General features: G+C 50.3%; 19 protein-coding genes and 1 pseudogene. 8 read left to right on the top strand and 12 right to left on the bottom strand.

Annotation, left to right across the window (positions count from 1 at the left end):
* Positions 1-11: 11 nt before the first annotated feature.
* A complete protein-coding gene (locus M0L20_RS19095) occupies positions 12-737 on the top strand; it encodes a GIY-YIG nuclease family protein (protein WP_248478588.1) in 726 nt (241 codons plus the stop codon).
* A gap of 24 nt (positions 738-761) precedes the next feature.
* Positions 762-1,262 (top strand): GNAT family N-acetyltransferase, encoded by a 501-nt coding sequence (locus M0L20_RS19090; RefSeq protein WP_248478587.1) that lies wholly within the window; start codon positions 762-764, stop codon positions 1,260-1,262.
* A gap of 33 nt (positions 1,263-1,295) precedes the next feature.
* Here the strand turns inward: M0L20_RS19090 and M0L20_RS19085 are convergent, their stop codons facing one another.
* On the bottom strand, positions 1,296-2,189 hold the full coding sequence (locus tag M0L20_RS19085; protein WP_248478586.1) for an SDR family oxidoreductase: 894 nt from the start codon (positions 2,187-2,189) through the stop codon (positions 1,296-1,298).
* Between the two features lie 41 nt (positions 2,190-2,230).
* Positions 2,231-3,070 (bottom strand): crotonase/enoyl-CoA hydratase family protein, encoded by an 840-nt coding sequence (locus M0L20_RS19080; protein WP_248478584.1) that lies wholly within the window; start codon positions 3,068-3,070, stop codon positions 2,231-2,233.
* Positions 3,071-3,438: 368 nt separating this feature from the next.
* Here M0L20_RS19080 and M0L20_RS19075 point away from each other — a divergent pair, with 368 nt between their 5' ends.
* Both M0L20_RS19075 and M0L20_RS19070 read left to right on the top strand, forming a co-directional pair.
* Positions 3,439-3,633 (top strand): hypothetical protein, encoded by a 195-nt coding sequence (locus tag M0L20_RS19075; protein ID WP_232558193.1) that lies wholly within the window; start codon positions 3,439-3,441, stop codon positions 3,631-3,633.
* 172 nt (positions 3,634-3,805) lie between these two features.
* A complete protein-coding gene (locus M0L20_RS19070) occupies positions 3,806-4,378 on the top strand; it encodes a DUF4468 domain-containing protein (protein ID WP_248478582.1) in 573 nt (190 codons plus the stop codon).
* Positions 4,379-4,464: 86 nt separating this feature from the next.
* Here the strand turns inward: M0L20_RS19070 and M0L20_RS19065 are convergent, their stop codons facing one another.
* Positions 4,465-5,064: an NAD(P)H-dependent oxidoreductase gene (locus tag M0L20_RS19065; protein ID WP_248478581.1), complete on the bottom strand. Its 600-nt coding sequence runs from the start codon at positions 5,062-5,064 to the stop codon at positions 4,465-4,467.
* Between the two features lie 129 nt (positions 5,065-5,193).
* Here M0L20_RS19065 and M0L20_RS19060 point away from each other — a divergent pair, with 129 nt between their 5' ends.
* Complete coding sequence (locus M0L20_RS19060; protein WP_232558190.1) at positions 5,194-5,508, top strand: hypothetical protein; 315 nt, start codon at positions 5,194-5,196, stop codon at positions 5,506-5,508.
* Here M0L20_RS19060 and M0L20_RS19055 read toward each other — a convergent pair.
* Positions 5,505-6,623, bottom strand: a complete 1,119-nt coding sequence (locus M0L20_RS19055; protein ID WP_248479151.1) for a trans-sulfuration enzyme family protein — start codon at positions 6,621-6,623, stop codon at positions 5,505-5,507. The genes M0L20_RS19060 and M0L20_RS19055 overlap by 4 nt on opposite strands.
* 946 nt (positions 6,624-7,569) lie before the next feature.
* Between M0L20_RS19055 and M0L20_RS19050 the strand changes: the two genes are divergently transcribed.
* Complete coding sequence (locus tag M0L20_RS19050) at positions 7,570-10,014, top strand: TonB-dependent receptor (protein ID WP_248478579.1); 2,445 nt, start codon at positions 7,570-7,572, stop codon at positions 10,012-10,014.
* Between the two features lie 9 nt (positions 10,015-10,023).
* Here the strand turns inward: M0L20_RS19050 and M0L20_RS19045 are convergent, their stop codons facing one another.
* Positions 10,024-10,266 (bottom strand): hypothetical protein, encoded by a 243-nt coding sequence (locus M0L20_RS19045; protein ID WP_248478577.1) that lies wholly within the window; start codon positions 10,264-10,266, stop codon positions 10,024-10,026.
* Between the two features lie 175 nt (positions 10,267-10,441).
* Positions 10,442-11,482 (bottom strand): DNA polymerase IV, encoded by a 1,041-nt coding sequence (gene dinB, locus M0L20_RS19040; protein ID WP_248478575.1) that lies wholly within the window; start codon positions 11,480-11,482, stop codon positions 10,442-10,444.
* Between the two features lie 364 nt (positions 11,483-11,846).
* Here dinB and M0L20_RS19035 point away from each other — a divergent pair.
* Positions 11,847-12,425 (top strand): annotated as a pseudogene (locus M0L20_RS19035) (pirin family protein); the annotation flags it as partial.
* Positions 12,426-12,547: 122 nt separating this feature from the next.
* Here M0L20_RS19035 and M0L20_RS19030 read toward each other — a convergent pair.
* The 3 genes from M0L20_RS19030 to holA all read right to left on the bottom strand — a co-directional run bounded on the left by M0L20_RS19030 (position 12,548) and on the right by holA (position 16,825).
* Entirely contained in the window at positions 12,548-13,117 is a 570-nt protein-coding gene (locus M0L20_RS19030) for a hypothetical protein (protein WP_248478573.1), read from the bottom strand.
* Positions 13,118-13,163: 46 nt separating this feature from the next.
* On the bottom strand, positions 13,164-15,566 hold the full coding sequence (locus tag M0L20_RS19025) for a TonB-dependent receptor (protein WP_248478572.1): 2,403 nt from the start codon (positions 15,564-15,566) through the stop codon (positions 13,164-13,166).
* A 224-nt stretch (positions 15,567-15,790) separates the two neighbouring features.
* A complete protein-coding gene (gene holA / locus M0L20_RS19020) occupies positions 15,791-16,825 on the bottom strand; it encodes a DNA polymerase III subunit delta (protein WP_248479149.1) in 1,035 nt (344 codons plus the stop codon).
* Between the two features lie 640 nt (positions 16,826-17,465).
* Between holA and M0L20_RS19015 the strand changes: the two genes are divergently transcribed.
* A complete protein-coding gene (locus M0L20_RS19015) occupies positions 17,466-18,344 on the top strand; it encodes an MBL fold metallo-hydrolase (RefSeq protein ID WP_248478571.1) in 879 nt (292 codons plus the stop codon).
* A gap of 53 nt (positions 18,345-18,397) precedes the next feature.
* Here the strand turns inward: M0L20_RS19015 and M0L20_RS19010 are convergent, their stop codons facing one another.
* The 3 genes from M0L20_RS19010 to M0L20_RS19000 are packed head-to-tail and all read right to left on the bottom strand — an operon-like array spanning position 18,398 to position 20,027.
* Positions 18,398-18,847 (bottom strand): rhodanese-like domain-containing protein, encoded by a 450-nt coding sequence (locus M0L20_RS19010; protein ID WP_232562772.1) that lies wholly within the window; start codon positions 18,845-18,847, stop codon positions 18,398-18,400.
* Complete coding sequence (locus M0L20_RS19005) at positions 18,844-19,449, bottom strand: acyl carrier protein phosphodiesterase (RefSeq protein ID WP_232562771.1); 606 nt, start codon at positions 19,447-19,449, stop codon at positions 18,844-18,846. Before M0L20_RS19005 ends, M0L20_RS19010 begins: the two co-directional genes overlap by 4 nt.
* Complete coding sequence (locus M0L20_RS19000; RefSeq protein ID WP_232562770.1) at positions 19,446-20,027, bottom strand: deoxycytidylate deaminase; 582 nt, start codon at positions 20,025-20,027, stop codon at positions 19,446-19,448. Before M0L20_RS19000 ends, M0L20_RS19005 begins: the two co-directional genes overlap by 4 nt.
* Positions 20,028-20,063: the final 36 nt, after the last annotated feature.

The following is a 20,063-nucleotide window of genomic DNA, read 5'->3' as shown; positions in this document are numbered from 1 at the left end:
GCCTATATCTTTTGTTCGGCAGAAATGAACAGGGTAACGAACTGGTGTATATTGGTGAAGCGGAGGTCGTGCTGGACCGTTTGAATCAGCATTTAGCAAAGAAAGATTTTTGGTACGAAACAATTGTATTTACCAGTAAGGACGAAAACCTTAACAAAGCCCACATTAAATTTCTCGAAAACAGGATTTACGAATTGGCGAAATCAGCGAGAAGATACACCGTTCTCAATGAGGTTACACCAACACGGTCGGCCATATCCGAGCCCGATCAGGCCGAAATGCAAGAGTTTATTGAGAATGTTCGGCTTCTCCTGAATACGTTAGGTCATAAAGTTCTAGAAGAAAAGCGCGAATCCCACGCACCTTATGAGCAGACTAAATCATCCTTTGTGTTAAAAGGGCCAAGGGGTGTCGATGCTCAGGGAGAGCCAACAGCCGAGGGTTTCGTTGTTTTCCAGGGTTCTAAAGCCTCTCTTACGGCAGTTCCTTCTTTTCCGGATACGTTAAACCAACTACGCACCCGGTTAGTAGCCGAAAATAAACTTCAGCAAACCGAAGAAGCGTATGTCTTTACGGAAGACTTTATTTTCAGCAGTCCGTCAACAGCGGCATCCGTCATTCTGGGCAGAAGCGCAAACGGTCAGGTGGAATGGAAAACGGCCACCGGAATTGCGTTGAAACAGTACGAATCCATTTCCCTCCCACTTTCTACAGAAAACACCAATTCTCCCGAATAAATTGGGTTTACAGAGTACTCTATTATGACCATCCGACTTGCCACCCCTGCCGATCTTCCGGCTTTGTTAACGCTTTTAAAAAAGGTAATTCCACTCATGCGCGAAGCGGGCAATTTGCAGTGGGACGACCATTACCCCAACGCAACCGTTTTTCATGAAGACATCAGCAAGGAGCAATTGTGGGTTGCTGACGTGAACGACCAACTGGCTGGCGTAGCCGCCCTGACCGAAGATCAGGAGCCCGAATACGCACAGGTCGGTTTCGACCTCAGCCAGCGCGCCATTGTCACGCATCGTCTCGCTGTTGATCCCGCTTTTCGCGGTCAGGGAGTGGCAGCCGCTTTACTGGCTCAAGCCGAACAGATTGCAAAGGAGCGCTCCGTTAGTTTTCTGCGGATTGATACAAACTCCGAAAATCAGGTAACCCAAAAGTTATTTCCCAAATTAGGCTACCGGTACGCTGGTGAAATCACCTTAAGCTTTCGGCCAGGATTACGATTCCTGGCCTACGAGAAAGCCCTATAGTCGGAAAAGTGCTTCAGGCAATGGACAGAAAAATTAGCCCTGACCTTCTTGCTTACTGGCGCGATTAGCCTGCTTAATGCTTTGTTCGATCATGTCCCACTGCTCGTTGGTCACTTGCTCCAGGTGGTTAAACTCACCGGCAGCAAGCACTTCCCCCCCATCAATGGTAATGGTTTCGCCAGTGACGTAGCCCGAATAATCCGACAGTAAATAAGCCGCCAGATTGGCTAATTCGCCGTGTTCGCCAACCCGTTTTAGTGGGATACGGCTCGTCGGGTCCATGATACTGGCTAAGGGTTCGGGAAACAACCGGTCCCATGCCCCTTTGGTCGGGAATGGCCCCGGTGCAATGGCGTTAAGCCGAATACCGTACTTCCCCCATTCAGCAGCCAGCGATTTGGTCATAATCAAGGCGCCCCCTTTCGCTACCGCCGAGGGAACGACGTAGCCCGAACCAGTTGTCGCGTAGGTAGTCGCGATGTTCAGCACGGTACCCGGTATTTTGTTATCGATCCAATATTTGCCCACTGCCAGGGTGAAATAATACGTACCCCGAAGCACGATATCAACAATCGTATCAAATGCTTTGTAGGACAAGCGTTCGGTAGGGCTGATAAAGTTACCGGCTGAGTTGTTCAGAAGCCCGTCGATTCGACCAAATTTCTCGGTAGTCCGTTCGATAACGTGTTCAATCTCTGCCGGTTTGCGCACATCGCAGGCTACAGCCAGGACTTGCCCGTTCGTTTCGTTCATCAGTTCCTGCGCGGTCTCGTCGAGAACAGCTTGCCGACGGCTACAGATGGTAACCGAGGCTCCTAACTGTAATAAATACCGGCTTATGGACTTGCCGAGTCCGGTTCCGCCACCCGTCACAATAATGGTTTTTCCCTGCATGGCTCCATCACGGAGCATTCCTGTTGTGTTCATATCAGCTAAGTGAAAGAGCATTTCAGTGAACGAGTCACTCGTTAGTAGCCCCGGTTTGTTTTCTTGTTAAACTCCGCCTTGCGTTTTTCCATCGTAGCCTGGATGGCTTCGCTGAAATCATCGGATTGCAGCTGTGATGAATTCCAGACGGCAACGTATTGCAGCCCGTCTTCGATGGATTTGTTCAGGCTATAATTAAGTACACGCTTGGCTCCCTGCACGGCCGTCGCCGGATTATCGGCAATCTGCCGGGCTAGCTGATTAGCCGCCTGAAAAAGCGCGTCGGGCGTATCATACACGTGATTGACCAAACCAATACGCTCGGCAAAAGCGGCATCATAGTCAGCCCCCGTAAACGCCATTTCTCGCGTAAACCCCTGCCCGATGATAGGAGGCAGAAACTGTAACCCACCAATATCGGGTGTGATCGCCAGTTTGGTTTCGCGCAGACTAAACCTGGCTTCGCGGGAACAAAGTCGAATATCAGCAGCCGCAATCATGTTAACCCCTCCCCCGATGCACCAACCGTGTACAGCCGCAATAACAGGTTTGGGCGATTCGTGCATCTTCTGAAAACCGGACTGCATGTGGCGGATCTGCGCCATTAGCTCGTTACGCTGGTGAGCCACTACCGCACCCGTTGTCATGGCTGCCAGTCTTGGTATCATGTGGGGCAGATTTAAACCATAGCTGTAATGGTCACCACTACCCCGAACAATAACGCAACGAATGTCGGATATGCCGTTGATGGCGTCCATTGCTTTGGGAAACTCCTCCCAAAACTCGGGACCCATCGCATTGCCTTTTCCGGGACCTAACAAAGTAACCATCATGATACCGTCAGCAGCGGTAAGAGACAAAGACTGATACGTCGTTTCCATAGCGATAGTATGCTTGCATACAATTGTCGTAAAGGTAGCATAATTACGGAAAATCGAACACGCTACAAGGAAGCTCGTTCGCTTTTAGAAACTACCTTTTACAGCTGATCATGGAGCGCATTCACGGTGTATGCCCGTCGCTTATCGGGTGGAGTGGTGACTCTCTTTCCGCAAATTCTATAGATTCAATAACCGCACTTAATGACTTACCTACCTTTTGGTAGTCATAAGTAAAACAGCTTCTTGTCGTAAGCGAATACAATTTTTGATGATTTTATAACTACTGTGTAGCCCGAATAAGCCTGTACCATCATCTCTGGAATACCGCCGTTGTTTCAGATTAGGGCTTTACAAACACACCTACTACTATGTTTATACTCTTTTTTACGTGCTATTTCCTTCCAATGCTATTCATACTGATGTGTGGGCTATTGACCGACGCCCAGGAAGACACCATGCAGATTGCGGTACCTATAGCGTTTATGCCTGGTGTGAATCTGCTAGCCACCATTGGCTGCCTAAGCGTTACGATTCGTACAACCGTCGATTGGTTTAACCGATAGCCTTTCCGCTTTGATCCATTCAGGGATACAAACCCGCAACTTGATGTCGGCTTGCAAGTCCGTATCATTCAACCCTATAATCAACTTTTTCAGCCGATTGCGTACTGACTATTGGCCTGCGCCCAATTTAGCCCTTTCTTTATGGCTAAATATAAACCTAAGAAACGTTCAGATGAAGAAATGGTTATTTGTAGCGTTCTGCCTGTTGGCAGGGCATGGCTATTCCCAAAAGCGAACATACTCATTGGCCGATATGCCCTTTGAGCTTGATTCCGCATCGGGAGGCATTGTATACCGAGGTATGGTTGAGGTTCCGGGCGTTATGGCTGATCAATTGTATCTGCGGGCCAGGTCATCGCTACAAAATCTATTTCCAAAAGATAATCAGGTTATTAAATCCGCAGACCAGGCCAAAGGACTGGTTACGGGAAAAGGAAGGTTGTTCATTCCTATAACCAACAGCCAAACAGAAGTTCCCAATTCACGAGCGCAGGCTTATTACGAAGTACCGGTTGAGATACAAGTAAAAAATGGCTTGTTTAAATACCGGATCGCCAGCATCAGCATTGTAAACCGTGGCCTAAAAACCAGCCTTGATCGGGAAGTAAGCAAATCGGCAGCCGATATGCGGCAACACGTACTTTCTGAATACGAATACCAGCGATCGCTGCGCAGTGTTCAACCGTTTGTTGAGTTGATCAATGCCTTAAAGCAACGGATGATCGCCCGTTCTGATACCCAATAACACTGAAAAGCCTCACCGACAAACAACGCGCTGTTGTTCATGGGTGAGGCTCTCCTAAAACCAGGCTGGCCATGCTAGCCCAGCCCTTACCGTTCCGTTAACTGTTCGCTACCGATCCAGCGTTGGGCGACCTGAAGGGTATAGTCAACAAACGCTTTCGCGGTCCGTTCGTACACGTCATGCCCGACGAAGTTGCCGTTCTCATCCAGGTTCTTATCGGTTTCGTGCGATTCGTACAACTTTGGTGAAACGATTGAGTAGCTGTTGGTAAAGCTAATAATCTTGTTCACCACCGTTGTCATGTCCAGCGCAGGTTGCCGGCCACCCCGGCCATTAGAAACGCCGACCATAGCAAAAACCTTGTTATCGAACAGGTGCTTGTAGGCCGGTCCGCCTAATTGATGAATCGTATTGGTGGCTTGTGGCGGAGCCGTCCAGTTGTATTCGGGCATGGCAAAGATCACCAGGTCCGCCGATTCCCAGGCGTCGATCAGTTCTTGCTGAAAAGGCGTGAGCGTCTCCGGCTTAACGGATCCTTGTCCAACATAGGGAATATCGTACTGCTCAAACGTAACGATTGACACCTCGTGCTGTTCATCTGCCGTCAGCAGTTGCCGAACGTAATTGATGAAACGCAGTGAGTTACTGTTTTTACGCGAGGAGGTAGAAATCAAAGCGATTTTCATTGGGGTAGGTTGCTTCGTATGGTTGAGAAACCACCGTGATTAGGGTTTAGTTTCAGCACAGGTTTTGCAACGCATAAGTCCCAAAAAGGGTCTTTGTGTAAATTCACCCGGTTTAACCGAACTGACACGATGAAATCCCTGCTGCTCATGCTGCTGGCTACCGGCTTTGCCTACGCCCAGCTCCCCGCCACAACCATCCGGCGCGACTCCCTGCCCGATACTCAGCGGGCAATGCCGACGCTACTACCGGCCAACTCGTTTTACCGACAGCCTACTGACCCCGATAATGTGGTCCGGGCCACCCTGGACAATATGCCAGTCAAAATTCCTGACTCGTCTACCTATTATACCCTGCAACGGTATCGACCCAGCTACCCGCCAGACAAACAAACGCCAATGCCTGGGGAAAGGCATTGGCGCCAGCACGTACCGAAAAAGCCTTAGCGTAACGCTTGAGCCAGGTCGGCAATTAGATCTTCAGCGTGTTCCAGGCCAATGGAGATTCGCAACAGATTCTGTGGTGTTGCGGAATTGGGGCCCTCAACACTGGCGCGGTGCTCGATCAGGCTCTCCACCCCGCCCAAGCTCGTGGCCCTTGTGAACAGTTTTAGCTTACCGATGAATCGCAGGGCTTCGGCGGCTTCTCCCTTGACCTGGACGGACAGCATAGCCCCCGGCGCGTTCATTTGCTGATGAATCAAGGCACGGTCGGGGTGGTTGGCCAAGCCGGGGTAGTGTACTTGCTCGACCGCAGGATGCCCATCCAGAAAATCAGCTATAGCTTGTGCCGTAGCCGTTTGCGCCCGAATCCGGACGCCAAGCGTTTTAATGCCCCGACTAATCAGCCAGCAGTCAAACGGCGACGGTACCGCCCCCGACAAACCCTGCAACATACGAACACGCTGGGCAAATGCATTGTCATGCTTAAAAATCAGCGCTCCTCCCAACACATCGCTATGACCACTGAGGTATTTGGTGGTCGAGTGCATAACCACATCGCAATTGAAGTCGAAAGGGCGTTGCAGAGCGGGCGTCGCCCAGGTATTATCACAAACGCAGATAGCTCCGGCTTCGTGAGCCAGCCGACTTACGGTCAGCAGGTCGGTAATCGACAACATAGGGTTCGAAGGCGTTTCGCACCAGACGACACGGGTATTTTCGTGAATCGACTGCTGCACCGCATCAAGATCACTCATATCGACGCGTGTATACGTTAGCCCCCACGGATGAAATACCTGTTCGAGGAGGGCGGGCGTACCGTAATAGGAATCAGCAGATAGTAAGACGTGATCACCCGGCCGCAACGCCTGAAACAGCGTCATGGTAGCGGCCTGTCCCGATCCGAAGGCCATAGCAACCGCCCCCCCTTCAAGCGCGGCCAGTGCTTTCTCCAATGCTTCACGGGTAGGATTGTTAGGACGTGTGTACATGAAGTCAGCCGGTAATTCATTGGCTTCATCGCGGGCAAACGTGGTAGACAGGTAAATGGGTGGTATGACGGCTCCGGTCGTTGGATCAGGTTGGTGCGTAGCACGGAGAGCAAGGGTGTCGAAATGGATCATACGTGTGTAGGGTTAGCTAATCGGCCTAAAATGGCTCCAGAAGCGGCATGCACAGGGTTAACCATTAAATGACGGCAATCATTCCTCGGCTAGCTCATCAACGCGTCCAAAACCAGACCACAGCCCGTTGCAGTACTTCATCCAATGGACACACTACCGCTTTAAAGCAGAAAAACCCGGCCTGCGCAATACGTGCAGACCGGGTCTTGATAGTAGTAATGGCGGGCTTCAGTTGTGGAGAAGCGGAAGCCATAATTGACTACATATACGACAGAAACGCTTTGCTGGATTTTCTACACGAACTATATAACCTGATAACCAGCATCTATGACCGCTTTGCTTTCAAGCGTGTCACCAGATCAAGGAGTCACTTTCATTCGATAGAATAATTTAACAAACCCCATATCATAAGCACGGCCAGGGTTCCGTAAGCCATTGCGGCTAAACCCGTCTTGACCCGGCATAGTGTTCCCAAAGGTGTCTGGATGCATTCCTTCAAAAACAGGCCGGACATCGATAACAGCCCGAATACCGACAACATCATTACAATAGACTTCATACAGAACGCAACCAATAATTTATTTTTCGCTAAAACAACCTAAGCAAATATACTTAAGTATTTGCGACATATCAGCTAATATAAATTATTTAATTTCTTAGCATCGCTTCTTTTAGCAGTCCCAGCCTTTTTACATTTTCCTAGAAAAAAGACTGGACTATTTGTAATGATTCGATGACTGGATCGTCTTCATTCCTGAAAGTAGGTTTTACGGGCGACAGCATTCAAAATTATTTTCAGCAACGATGCAACACACCGCTACTAGCTGACCTCTTTGGTTCAACGAGCGAATAAGCGTGCTACCGGGGCACGTTAAACGCTTCTAACAAACACTGACGCTTCAGGTACCTGCACCTGTCCAAACAACTTCCTTCAACCATATCGATGAAACACCTTCTCACGCTGCTCTTGCTGGGTGCCTGGCTGACTAGTGCCCTGGCGCAAGTATCTAACCCAGGTAAGCTGACCGGATCGCTTACCGACTCCAGCACCACAAAACCTGTTCCTTTCGCTACCGTAGCGTTAATGGATGGTACCAAACTCGTTACGGGCACCACCACAGACGGCGCTGGCGCGTTTGTTTTACCAAATTTACCGTTAGGCCGATACACCCTTATGCTGTCGTTTGTTGGCTACCGTTCAAAACCGCTGGCTGTAACGCTTACCGACGCCCAGCCAATCCTGCACGTTGGCTCGATCCGAATGATTGCCGAAGGGAAAACATTAAGCGAAGTAACCGTAGCAGGTCAGAAGGCGCTGGTGGAGGACAAAGGCGACCGGCTGGTGTATAACGCCGAGAAAGACATTTCGAACGCTGGCGGTACAGCTGCGGATGTGCTGCGTAAAGTGCCCACGTTAAGCGTCGACCTCGATGGTAATGTGCAGATGCGTGGCAACGGTAATATCAAAGTGCTGATCAACGGGAAGCCTTCGGCCATGATGGCTCGCAACCTCGCCGATGCTCTGCGCCAGATGCCCGCTAATACCATCAAATCCATTGAAGTTATAACCAGCCCAGGGGCTAAATACGATGCCGAAGGGTCCGCAGGCATTATCAATATCATCACCAAAAAAGCACTTCAAGGCTTCAACGGGTCGGCTAATGCCACGGCAGGCAATCTAAACCGGGGAATCGGTACCAGTCTGAACCTAAGAAAGAAAAAATTTGGCTTTTCGCTCTCGGCAAATGGTTACCAGTTTCGCAATCAGCGGCAAATCGAGTCAACTCGCACCGGCTTTACAACAGCCAGTGACGGCACTCGCCAGCCCGTTTCTATTTTGACCCAACAAAATAGCGCTGACAATACAGGCACCGGTGGCTACGGGGAAATGAGCGCCGAGTATGACCCCGATTCAACCAATCACATCAACTTTTCGGCCAACGTCTGGGGTGGGTACTATCCAAACAATAGCACCGTGTTCAACCGGCTGACCAACCCGTCGGGTGAGGAATTGCAAGCGTTTCGCAACGATATTCGATTCAGCAACCCGTACGGCAATGGCCAGCTCGATCTGGGCTATACCAAAACGTTTAAAAAGACGGGACAGGAATTTTCGATTCTGACGCAGTTCAGCCGCATGCCCGATAACTACTTTTACGACACCGACCGGTATAATACCGCCGAGCAGCTTATTTACCGTCAACACAGTACCAACTACAGTCGCAACAAAGAATACACATTCCAGACGGATTACACGCATCCATTCACCATAAACGGACGCCGGGATACCACGACAATTAAACTGGAAGCAGGTCTCAAGGGTATTCTGCGTGATATTGGCAGCGAATACCGGGTGACCCAGTCGCTGGATGGCTTGGGCGAACTGGTACTGGACTCGACTCAATCAAATGAGTTCAACTACGTCCAAAAGGTTTATTCCGGGTATACGTCATTACGGCTCGACACAAAACGCAAATGGAGTCTTAACGCCGGAGCGCGGTTTGAACATACCGCTATTCAGGGTGATTTTGTTACGACAAAAACAAAGCTGGCCAGTCAGTACAACAATCTGATTCCCAGCATCACCTTATCCAAAGGCATCAAGGGTCAGACGATTAAAGTTAGCTATACGCAACGGATACAACGCCCGATGGTGTGGTATCTGAACCCCTGGCTGAACCAGAGCGACCCTAAAAATATCCAGACCGGTAACCCTTATTTAAATCCCGAGCTGAGCCACGCCACGGAACTGTCCTACAACGTCAGCACAAAAAAAGGACTGTCCCTGAATACCGCCTTATACTGGCGATTCACAAACAATGCCATCGAATACCTGGCAACGGTCGATGCTTCGGGGACCTCCCTCACGACCCCTCAGAATATTGCCCAGCGTAAGGCGTATGGCCTCAACACGAACATAACGAGCCAGCCGACAAAAAACTGGAGCCTCAACGGAGGTGTCGATCTGCGTTACGTGGATCTGCGCAGCCCGGCTTTGAATCAGGGGAATAGTGGTATTGTATGGAGTACCAATCTGAATACCAGCTACAAACTGCCCAATAATTACACGATTCAGGCAAACGGTAATTTCAACTCGGGCTGGATCAGCTTACAGGGGCAATACACAGGCTTCTACTGGCACAGTATCTCGGCCAAACGGGAGTTTATGAACAAACAGGCTAGCCTGACCCTGGGACTCAACAATCCATTTTACCAGCGCGTGTACCAGACAAACCGGCAATCAGCGCCAACGTTTGAGTCGCAAACCAATTACGCATTCTTTCGCCGTTCCGTACGGTTGACGTTCGAGTGGCGGTTTGGCCAAATGAACACGGGTGGCGGTAAAAAAGGAAAGAAGATTAGTAACGACGACAAAGACGGTCGATAACCAGTTCGTCTAAGCGACGACCGGAGCCTCCTGACCCATCTGATGAGACGGTAATTCAGAAAGCCATCGAGCACCATTTTTATCGATGGCTTTCTTTGCCGACTCCAGACTGTGCTTAAGCCCGTAGGTCAGCCCGGTGCGCGTATTATTGATCGAGTAAGCAACACTTGTTCCTACCTGTTCATAGCTGTCTTCGTGAAAAACACACGTCGGTATAGCCTTTTCTTCAATGATAAACCCTGCGTACTGCATAGCAATTAACGTTAGTACTGTAAAGCTAAAGCTAATTTAACGTGAGTTACCTTACAGGAATAATAAGTTAACAAAATCTTATTAATTGGAACTATATAAAAACTTATAGACAAAATAGCTACTTATTAATCGGTTTATACCACCCAGAGAGTAACTGCATTCTGTCGTGCTTTGCTCACAGATCCAGCGATAATTGCCCATTTCTGGCTGTCGACCAGTCCTGTAGGCTTGACAGCGCTACACCTAGCAACCGTACACCCTTTTGCACGGGAAGCAAAGAGGTTAGCAATTCATTACTCACCTGTTTGAGCAGCGTGCGATCCGTAATCAGGCTAGGCGTGGTACGGCTGCGGGTAATTTGTTGAAAATCGGCGTACTTGACTTTCAGCGTCACCGTTCGCCCCAACACATTCGTCCGCTGGCAATAGCTCCATACACTGTCCAGTAGTGGTTCGAGGGAATTTTGCAGGTCGGGAGCATCGGTGAGATCCTGCTCGAACGTTGTCTCGGAACCCACTGATTTTCGTACCCGGTCAGGCGTTACCGGGCGGTGATCGACTGCGTTGGCAATGGAATAGTAATGATGTCCAACTTTACCAAAGTGCTGGGTCAAAAAAGCTTCGCTTTTCTGGCGCAAATCCGCGCCGGTGAAAATACCCAACTGATTCATTTTTGCTGCGGTAACCCGGCCAACCCCGTGAAACTGCCCAACAGCCAATCCTTCCACAAAGGCTGCGCCCTCAGTGGGTCTGATAACAAATAAGCCATCGGGCTTGCGGTAATCCGATGCCAGCTTAGCCAGAAATTTGTTGTACGACACACCAGCCGAAGCGGTCAGCCCCGTCTCTTGTCGGATCTGCTCTTTGATGGCCTGGGCAATTCGGGTAGCGGACGGATTATTGACTAGGTTGTTGGTTACGTCCAGATACGCTTCATCGAGTGAGAGCGGTTCAATAAGTGGGGTGTACTGGGAAAAAATACCCCGTATTTGCGCCGACACGGCTTTATACACGTCAAAGCGAGGTTTTACAAAAATAAGATCGGGGCATTTTCGAATCGCGATGGACGACGCCATTGCCGAGCGAACCCCGAATTGACGCGCTTCATAACTGGCAGCGGCTACAACGCCACGCTGCCGGGAGCCCCCTACCGCAACGGGCTTTCCCCGAAGATGTTCATTGTCCCGTTGCTCGACGGATGCGTAAAAGGCATCCATGTCAATGTGAATTATTTTGCGATTCTGGGACTGATTCAACGTGTTACTGGCCAGACTAGCTTTTTGCAGCCATCAACGGCTTTATGGTACCTACAAAGCTATCGTTCAAAAGACAAAAAAGCCGGACTTCAATACGAGCCAAGCTTTAAAAAATTCTCTTTTACACTTAGCTAACGGCTTCGTTACGCGCTATGTTTTATAACTACCCGTAAATTTTCATCGACTAGATTTAACGTAAATGGGCGAATTTGACGCGTAAACGGCGTAAGTAACTCAGCAGTGCGCTTTCTGACAAACGCTTGCTTGTTGTAAAAGCGATTCCGCATTTTTAAGATGATCCATTCCAATTTCGGCTATGTGAGACCTGGTTATTGACGTGCGTCCGGCTTCGCTGGGCAATGGATTTACGGTAAAGCGCATTCTGCCCTATCAGTTGCAACGGATGCTTGGCCCGTTCATTTTTATGGATCACGGTGGCCCCGTTTCTATTGATCCGAACCAGATAACGAACATGGATGTGTTGCCGCATTCGCACATTGACCTGTCAACCGTTAGTTATCTGTTTGATGGGCAGGTTACCCACCGTGACAGCCTGGGAGTTCAGCAGCTAATCCGCCCCGGCGAAGTAAACTGGATGACGGCGGGCAGCGGTATTGCGCATTCGGAGCGGTTCGAAGACCCGGCTATGCTGGCTGGCGGAACGCTGGAATTGATCCAAACTTGGGTGGCTCTACCCGAAGCCGATGAAGAAAGTACCCCTACTTTCGACAATTATCACCCCCACGAACTACCCATCTTCACGGATAAAGGAATCTGGATGCGCCTGATTGCGGGCGATGCGTTTGGCCTTCACAACGCTGTTAAAACGCACTCTCCTTTATTTTATACGCACGTTGTTTTACAAACCGGTACTCGATTTGGCTTACCGACAGGTTTTCCCGAAGACCGGTCCAGACCATCGGGTACGCCACCCCCGCAGCCTCTTTCCTGATAAACCTAATTGCCCCAACCGGACGATTCATGCGTAATGTCGTCCGGTTGGGGCAATTTTACGACACTGCTCTGTTACTGAACGACAACTGAAAAATCAGTATCGAGGTCTGAGGAGCCAGGTGTAGCCGTACCGTTCTTGGTATTTGGCTGGTGACGCAATACAACCTTTAATTTTCCCGTCCCGGCAGCGCCTGTTTTCATGTCCGTTGTTAGCCCGATTGGGTAAGGCCCCGGTGCCGGGTTGCTATCTTCATCAGTGATGGTAACAGCCAGTGACGAAGCCGCGCCAGTCGTTGCCGTGTACGTATATACGAACAAGTGCTCGTTAGCCTTTTCTTTTATCTCTTCCGTAGCATCGAGCGTCGGCGTCTTGGTTTTATCGAGCAGGGTTACTACGCCCGAGTAGGTTGTGTTTGCCTTTAGATTCAACGTTGCTTTGCTGAAATCGGCGGTGGTATTCAGGTTTTCGACGGTAGCGGTGACGACATCACTCGCGTTCGCTTTGTTCGTCAACGTCAGCGTCGCCGTTGTAATCGCTTCGTTGTCGTCCGTTGGGGCTACGTTTTCTTCGTCTTTTTTACAGGCTCCGGCCAACAGCATAACGGGCAACACCATCCACAGGGCTTTTCTCATTAATTGCATAACGTACGTCAGGTTATAGTGAAACAAAAAATTAGCAAAGACGAAGTCAACTACGCTGATCAAACGACAGAGGTAGTTTTACTTTTAGCATGATGTTGCGTCCGGGCTCATCCGCGAAATAACGGAACCGGTCGAGGTAGTCCCGGTAAGCGCGGTTCAGCAAATTGGTTCCGGTAACGATAATGGTCATGGGTCGCGTCCCCAACCGCCAGGCGAAACCAACCTCGGCGCCCAGCAACGAATAAGCGGGTGGCGGGGGAGCAAAATCGCCGGTAAAAATGATCTGCCCGTTTTCCTGCCGCTGCGTAACCGTCGGCACCCGATTTTGCCGGGCTACGTATTGGCTGCTCAGACTGACATACACGTCCGCAATGCGTCGCTGCTTATCGGTGGCAAAATCGTAGCGTAACCCGTTATCGGTGTGGTTCGCCGGAATATAAACCAGGTAATCGTCGTTCGTGTGATCGTAAGCGAACAGCAGCGATGTTTTGGACGTAAACGTCAGCTGATCGGTCAACTTATAGCGAATGGTTGCATCAACACCCCGAAAGGTTGCCCGCACCTGGCTGTACGAATACGCCGGGAAAGCCCCCCGCTGCCGGACGATGGGTACCGAGTCGGGTTTTAGATAAATGTAATTGTTGATCCAGTTGTTGTACAGCCCCAAGTCCGCATACAACCGTTTACCCGTGTATTCAACCGAAACCGTCAGATTATACGCCTGTTCCGGATTCAAATTCGGATTGCCCCGCTCATAAGCCACGGCGCTCTGGTGCAGCCCATCGGAATACAGATCGCTGACCGTGGGGGCGCGCCAGGCCGTACTCAGATTACCCGACAGGGTTAGATTATGGCTCATCTGATAGGTAGTACCCAACGAACCGGTCAGGTTACGCCAATCGCGGGTACGCGCCGTGGTCAGGTTCGTTCGCTCGTCCAGAAAAAATGCCCGTAGCCAACGGTAATCGTATCGAATGCCGCCTTCTACCGTCCAGCGGTCGCGGGCGTACCGCTCAATGGCAAACAAACCAGCCCCGTAGTTGCGGTAGTTCGGAATCAAAAACAGATACCTTCGGACGTTTCCCTGCGTAATCCCGTTAAAGCCGACCGTTCCCGACCACTGACCACCGTTTGCAGTTTTAACGGGTTGGTGCTCCCACGTCACATCAACGGTTTGCGTAACGAGTTTCAGGTACAGTTCAGGATCAGTAACGCGGCTAAACGACTGAATATCATACTCGCGCCGAACATTCTGCTGACGGGCAACAACCGCCGTTACCGTACCGAACCGCTCCGACCGGACAAACGCCCGCACTTTCAGCAAATCGTGCTGAACCTGTTGATAGGGTCGGCCCAGATCATACGAAAAACCGGGCTGGCTCAGCGGTTCGGGCCGGGCGATAGCGGCATAAAAATCCGTCAGGCTACCGACCTGCGCTCCGGTAAATAAGCCAACTTTCGTATAAAACTGACTGTAAAACACCTCGGCTCCTACGTGCTTACGCGTGTAATTGATCGTTCCCGATAGGTTATTCTCGCGGTAACTACTGTTTTCCAGGTAGTAATTCGGTGTTTTGGCGTACCCGACGCGCTTGAGCGTCCCCTGCAACCGCCAGCTCAGGCCGGTTAGTTTTTTCCCGAATGCTTGTTCAACCAATCCTGAAACCGTTCCCTGCCGACCGTTTGTACCAGCTACCGCGTTCACCACCCCACCAATACCGGGGATTGTGGGCAACGCTTTAGGCTCGACCAGAATTACCCCGCCAATGGCATCAGAACCGTACCGGATGCTGGCCGCACCCTTGATCACCGTCAGCCGGGACGCCAGAAACGGGTCGATCTGCGGAGCGTGTTCGCTGCCCCACTGCTGATCTTCCTGCCGAACCCCGTTGTTGAGCGTCAAAATTCGGTTGCTGTACAAACCGTGAATAACGGGCTTGGATATAGACGGTCCGGTTTGAATGGAGTATAAGCCGGGCAGCGTTTTCAGACTTTCCCCCAGCGATTGTCCGCGCGATGCGTCGAGGGCGTTCCCCGAAAGCTCGGTTTGCACCTGAAGCAGCTGCTGCGCTTCCGAACGACGTTCCGTAACGACCACCTCCTTCAAGGTTTCGTTTTCAGGAGCGAGCGTGATTGTTGGCTGCGTAATCAGCGGCTCTGTACCAACGACTACAGAAAGCGTAACCGATTTATAACCAACAAACTGATAGTCAATTGTATAATTTCCTGGACATAACTTCTCCAGGCGAAAACCACCCGTTGAATCAGCCACGGCACCCGTCGTCAGTTCGCGAACATACACGGTGGCTCCCATCAACGGTTCCCGGTTGTCTTTTCCTATAATTTTCCCACTCAACACCGTCGGGCAGGTTGCCGACTGCGACCATCCCGACGTAATTGTGCTGATGAGCAACCCAGCTAACAAGCCAAGCTTCCTTAAAACACGCATCAGCTCTCTGTCGTCTTACCCGTCTTAACCAAGTAAACGGTTATTAATGCAACTATGTTGCAATATTAACAAAAAGGTATGACTCTCCACCCATCGTCGGGTGCTTACTGGCTGAAATTTGTTTTTGGCGAAAAATGGCTGGCTTGTTTTCGGGTACTCCGTAGTCAGCAAAAAGCCGCTTTACTGGGTCAGTAAAGCGGCTTTGGCAATAAAAAGTCAAGTGTCTAATGCAGAATACTAAACACCAGTTCGCGAAGAATATCCCCTTCGTTCATCGTTGGCGTATCGATTCCCTTACTTTGCGCATCGGCCCGGCGAATGGCATGAATGATATCCGCGACTTTTGGCAACGTGAACGTGCGGGCCGCAGTAAGGTAATCTTTTAAAAAGAACGGATTAACGCCCAAAAGCGGAGCCAGCCCTTTGTCGGTCTGGTCTTTGGACGACTGCACCAGCAGCACTTTACTAAAATAACCAAACAACTGGGCCAGAATGACCACCAGTGGATTGTCTTTCGGGTTGCGGGCGAAGTAATCGACAATCTGATTTGCCTTGACCACATCGCGCTGAGTCAGCGCCTTTTGCAGTTCAAAAACGTTGTATTCTTTGCTGATACCCACCAGTCGTTCGACGGTCGCAGCCGAAATTTCTTCACCAACGTGCAGGTTGATCAGTATTTTGTCGATCTCACCCGCCAGTCGTTTCAAATCGTTGCCGATGTGGTCGGCCAGGAGTTGGCAGGCCTTGGGACTGATCTTAGCGCCCTGTTCGCGGCAGTACTCCCCCACCCAGTCCGGTATCTTGTTATCGTACAGCTTTTTAACGCCGAGCAACTTACCCTTCGACCCAAAAGCTTTCACCCAGGATTTACGCTCGTCGAGGCCCGATTTACCTTCTTCCTTGACGTAGCAGAGCATTAAGATGGTACTGGGCAGCGGATTTAGCGCATAATCCTCGAACAGCGTTTGCGTTGATTTGTCCCCGATTCCGGCCATCTGTTGCGCTTCCTTGACGATCACCAGTTGACGTTCGGCCATAAACGGATAGCGTCGGGCGTAGTTCAGCACCGCCCCGGCGTCGGTGTCTTTTCCGAAAAGCACAAATTGATTAAACCCACGTTCGGCAAACGGAATAGCTACTTTTTCGAGTTCTTCGGCAATACGGTCAAGGTAATAAGGCTCATCACCATGAATCAGGTAAACAGGAGCAATCCGCTTGTTTCGGATGTCTTTCAATAAAGCGTCAACGGCAGGAATCAAAACGAACTGAGTTTGTAGTCTGTAGGCTTTCATTGGCGGTTCATCGCTTCTGATGAATCAGTTGCAACAGGCTTCGCAACGATAAGCCGAAAAACTAGATACTGGATAATAAGGCAAAATTAATAGTTCCTGACCATTCATACCGCACTAAAGGCAATGGATAACGGAAGGCAGTGCCATTAAATGTAATTCCGTCTCTTTAGTTAAGAGTTGTTTTCGTCAACTCGCTCTTAATTAAATGCAACTTGGCGGCCAGACCATCCAAACGCGCTTGCCAGCTGACATAAGTTGACCTGGTTTGACAAATTTGTTCGTCAATTGTAGCCTGTCGCTGTTTCGTTTTTTGTAGCTGCTGCCTGACCCGTGCCGAGGAGTCGGAAGCCGATTTACCTAACCGTTTGCAGTAAACAAGTTGGTGTTTCAGTTCGTCTACGGCCTGCCTTATATCCTTTATGCTATGATCCATACGCTTCTGCTGATATTGATAAGCTGTTCTTGCCTGGGACGGCGAAAACCACACGATAATCTATAAAGCACGGCACAAACTTTTCTCCTGACGTTCGCTTGTCATAACGGGTGCAATACGCTGACCCAACCTACCTGTCGCACAAGGTAAGCGACGAACACAACTGCTCTCTGGATGAATCTAAACATAACAGCTTATTCTACCGCCTTATTTGCAACCTGGTATTTCATCGAAGAGTTGGGACTGCTCTTTGATGCCGGTGACGGACTGATTTCTTCGCTGTTACAAAAGTCCAGAAAAATAGAAAATGTCTTTATTTCCCACGCCGACCGGGATCATCTGACCGGTTTGTTACAACTAAATCAACTGAACGCCCGCGAGGGTTTTCCGCATATTTATTTCCCCAACGATTCGAATTCGTTTCGGGCGCTGGAAGAGTTTTCCAAAAACTTCGACAGGCGCGTAAAGCAAACGGTTTGGAGCGGGATGAAAGAAGAGGAACCTGTCCAGATCAACAAAAATACGTTTGTTCAGGCCGTTAAAAACAACCACGTCCGAGCAGCGCCGAACGAACACAAAAGCTTTGGCTTTCTAGTTTATCAAACAAAAGCCAAATTAAAGGAAGAATACCTAGCGTTGCCCCAATCGGAAATCGTCCAGCTGGCGCGTTCTATTGGTCGGGAGACCATGACCCACGAGGTCAGAACGAATCTGCTGGCATACTCAGGCGATACCCCCGTCGAGAATTTCGATAAATGGAACAACACGCAAATTCTTATTCACGAAGCGACTTTTCTGGATCGTAACGACATCGATAGCTCGGATACCCGATATAATAAACATAGTAGCCTCGAAGATGTGCTGAAAATGGTTTCCGAACTTACCCTCGGTGCTTTAATCCTGGGGCATTTTTCGTCACGTTACACGCACGAGCAGATCGACGGCAAACTGAAAAGCCTGTGTAAAGAGTTTAAGATCGACATTCCGGTGTACCGCGTGCTGCCCGGACAAATGCACCGAAACATCTTACAGGAAACACCAGTCAATTACTGATCGTTGATCAACGAACCAAATCATAGCCTCGCTTAAACAGCCAGCCGTACGGATCAGTCGATAGCCGGATAGCCTTTGTCGAGCCAATCGACTTTTAGGTTTTGGGTGATATTCAGCAGCTTATGGTTTTTGAAGCCCATTTCGTTGAGTTTGGTAAAAGCCGGACGAATGTTTGGGCAGTTCTTGAACGGACAACAACCGCAGTAAATGACAATTGCCCGGTCTTTCGATTCCTTGCTCAACAACTGTTCTAGCTTGGCCAGATTCTCCGCTTCGCGAGCAGGCCCCACGCCTACCGATTCTTTGATGGTGGCCGCTGGTCCTATGCTGATAATTAGTGGCTTGCTGGCATCCGTGCCTGAAATCATAGCCGCCAGGTCAGCGGTTTCCATGAGCTGGTCAGGTCGCCAGGGTTCCGCGTTTTTCCAGCTGATCTGCGCAATCGCAGCACATAGAAAGACAAGAATGACGGCAAGCGAGGAAAATTTGACGGTCCGGTTCATAAGTCAGCAAGTAAGGCGATGCGCGTTTGTTGGCTATGCGCGACTAAAGCAGTCCAAAAATACGTGAAATGTCTGTCAATCTGACTGTAATAGCGTTCTAAATCAATAATAGCGGTATCCAATCCAGAGGGAAATGCGGTCCGGCGGGCAATGCCCTTTAGCGAACGGTCGATGCCCGCCAGGGTCTGGTACTGCATGATCCAGTCGTACTGAACCATTGCATCGAGCATGCGGACCGCCGGTGACGGAAACCGTACCGACAGCCGTTGTAGCGATCCGTAAAAAAAATCGGTGAAAAGGGCCAATGGCTCATTTGTCAATTCCTCAAAATGGACCGCCAGGAAATGATCGAAAAACACATCGACAGCAACACCCGCGTACTTGTGGCAACGCGGGTGCAGGAGATCGCGCACGGCTGCCACGTCGGGGTGCGTATCGGTAAACGTATCGATTTCCCGGTGCAGACGGACCCCCGCAATTTCGATGGGACTAAGCCGATGACGCGGGTGAGTGGGATCGCCCTTGATAAAATCGCCAATAAAGTTACCGATCAGTAACCCATCGTTACGGTCCGATAGATAGCCATGCGCCAGTATGTTCATCGGATCGACGAATCGCGTTCCGGCGTTCCAACGGTTTTCTGCGACGTGACGGCACTAGACAACGGTGGTTCTGCCAGTAGCGTAACACCTTCGCCCGGCTGATACCGTTCGACCGTAACGCCAAACCGACGCAGGAAATCAACGCCTTCGTCGGACGGTATGCCTTTGTACTCCGCGTACGAATGCAAATAGATCACCCGAGCGATTTTCATGCTATAAATAATCCGCGCGCAGGCGATACAAGGCGACAGCGTGACATAGATCGTTGCGCCTTCAATTTCGGAACCGTTTTTTGCCGCGTATAAAATTGCGTTTTGTTCGGCATGGAGCGCCAACGAGCAGGATCCCTTCGAGTCACGCGGGCAACCGACTCCCGGATACTCTTCATCGCAGTTGTGCGTACCCGCCGGTGGTCCGTTATAGCCAATGGAAATAATCCGGGTGTCGCGGGCCAGTACCGCCCCAACCTGCGCCTTGATGCAGTGCGACCGTCGGGCCAGATTGACGGCCAGTTCCATAAATATATCGTCGAATCGCGGTCTGGTGTGGGATTCGGGCGTTTGCGCAGAAAGTAACATCGATCTTAATCGTTGCGGTGGTTTACGTGCTTTGTA

It is taken from the genome of Spirosoma liriopis (genome assembly GCF_023196085.1).
GTDB classification, from domain to species: Bacteria; Bacteroidota; Bacteroidia; order Cytophagales; family Spirosomataceae; genus Spirosoma; species Spirosoma oryzicola.
The sequence above is the reverse complement of the archived record's forward strand: the minus strand, read 5'-3'. Positions and strand labels throughout refer to the sequence as shown.